Origin of the sequence: Pseudomonas sp. rhizo25 (assembly GCF_031931935.1) — a bacterium.
Taxonomy (GTDB): Bacteria; Pseudomonadota; Gammaproteobacteria; order Pseudomonadales; family Pseudomonadaceae; genus Aquipseudomonas; species Aquipseudomonas synxantha.
Genome location: NZ_JAUJXA010000035.1, coordinates 1 through 2,098 on the forward strand (window position 1 = coordinate 1; position 2,098 = coordinate 2,098).

A 2,098-nucleotide genomic window follows, 5' to 3' on the forward strand; every position below is an offset into this window, starting at 1 on the left:
AGGTACAGGATCTTCTGCGCGGCGTTCGGGGTTTTGACCCGCATCGCCTGGATCTGCCGCTCGGCGTTGCCCTTCTCCCAGCCGTCGCGCAACAGCCAGCCAAAGGTGGAATGCGCCGCGCGGGCACTGATGTTGATGTTTTCGGCGACGCTGGCCAGCGGGATGATGCCTTCCTTCTTGCGGTCCTCCGGGCACAGCAACACGCCGGCGGCGATGGCGTCGCGGGGTGAGCGCAACTGCAGCGCTTGCCCGCACAGCTCCAGGCTGCCGGCGCTGGCGCGCTCCAGGCCGCTGAGCAAACGAAACAGCTCGGTGCGCCCCGCGCCCACCAGCCCGAACAGGCCCAGGATCTCGCCCTTGCGCACCTGGAAACTGATCGGCTCACGCAGCCCCGGGCCGAGCAGACCGTCGACCTTGAGCGCCACCTCGCCCTGCTCCCGCGGGCGGTAGTCGTAGATGTCCTGGATATCGCGGCCGACCATGCAGGTCACCAACTGGTCGTGGGTCAGGGTGCTCATGTCTTCGAAGGTGCGCACATAGCGACCGTCCTTGAACACCGTCACCGCATCGCAGATACGGAACACTTCTTCCATGCGGTGCGACACGTAGAGCACCACTTTGCCCTCGTCACGCAGGCGCGCAATTATCGCCATCAGTCGGTCGATTTCCCGTGCCGACAAGCTGCTGGTGGGTTCATCGAAGGCGATCACGTTGGCGCCACGGGACAGCGCCTTGGCGATTTCCACCAGTTGGCGCTGGCCCAGGGACAGGCGCCCAAGCTTCTCGTCGGGGTCGATCTCATCGGCCAGGCCCTTCAGACACGTCAGCGCCTGCTGGCGCAGCAGGGCGCGATTGACCACGCCCAGGCGCGTCGGCAAGTGCCCCAGGAACAGGTTCTCGGCGACGCTCATTTCCGGCACCAGGTGCAGTTCCTGGTGGATCACCGCGACGCCGCTGGCGATGCTGTCGGCGGCATTTTTGAACGCCATGACCTGCGCGCCGATCTGCACGCTGCCGCTGCTGGGGATGTAGGCGCCGCCGAGGATTTTCAGCAGCGTCGACTTGCCCGCACCGTTCTCGCCCATCAAGGCATGCACCTGCCCGGGGTGGGCGGTGAAGCTGATGCCGTCCAACGCCTTGACCCCGGGAAAGGTTTTGCCGATCGCGTCGAAACGCAGGGCCGCAGCGGTCATTTCCACAGCCCGATCTTGGTCAGTTCTTCCTTGAAGTTCTCGCGGGTGATCAGGGTGACTTCGTCCATGGCGGTGTACTTCGGTGGTTCAGTGCCTTTGGTGACCCACTCGTACATCATCAGCGCGGTGTTATAGCCCTCGATGTGCGGGCTCGGCAGCATGGAGCCGAAGAAACCGCTGTCGGCTTTCTTCAATTCGCCGATGGCGTCGGTGCCATTAATGCCGATGCCGATCACGTTGGCGGCCTTGAAGCCGGCGCTTTCAGTGGCGCGCACGCCGCCGAGCACGGTGTTGTCGTTCATGCCGCCGATGATCAGGTTCTTCGCGCCGCCGGGCAGCTTGACCAGGGCCGAGTTGGTGGCGTCCATGCTGCCAGGCACGTCAAGAGTCTTGAGGGCAGCGGTGAGGATGTGATCCGTGGGGATGCCGGCTTCTTCCAGGGACTTGATCGAGCCGTCAGTGCGCTTTTTACCGGTATCGAGCTCGTTGAAGGTGTTGATCACCGCGTAAGTGTCCTTCCAGTCCCAACCGCGTTTCTTCGCCTCGGCGGCCATGGCGGCGCCCTGCTTCTGGCCCACTTCGAAGGCGGCCATGCCCAGATACGGCACGTCCTCCATGAAGTTGCCCTTGGCATCGACAAAGCGATCATCCACGGCCATCACTTTCAGGCCATTGACCTTGGCCTTGGCGACGATGGCCGGGCCCAGGGACACGTCCGGCGGGCAGATCACAAAGCCCTTGGCGCCGTTGGCGGCCAGGCTGTCGATGGCCGAGAGGGTTTTCTCGCCGTCGGGCACGGCGATCTTGATCACGGTGAAACCGTGTTCCTTGCCGGCTTTTTCGGCGAAGGCCCATTCTGTTTGAAACCAGGGTTCTTCGGCCTGCTTGACCAGAAAGCCGATCTT

Annotated in this window: 2 protein-coding genes; both read right to left on the minus strand. The window is 63.6% G+C overall.

Annotated elements, in window-relative coordinates; all coding sequences use genetic code 11:
• On the minus strand, positions 1 to 1,193 hold a 1,193-nt coding region (locus QZR30_RS27790), incomplete at its 3' end, for an ATP-binding cassette domain-containing protein (protein ID WP_311904776.1).
• Positions 1,190 to 2,098, minus strand: a 909-nt coding sequence (locus QZR30_RS27795) for a substrate-binding domain-containing protein (RefSeq protein ID WP_311904777.1), incomplete at its 5' end; no start/stop codon positions are given. The genes QZR30_RS27790 and QZR30_RS27795, both read right to left, overlap by 4 nt.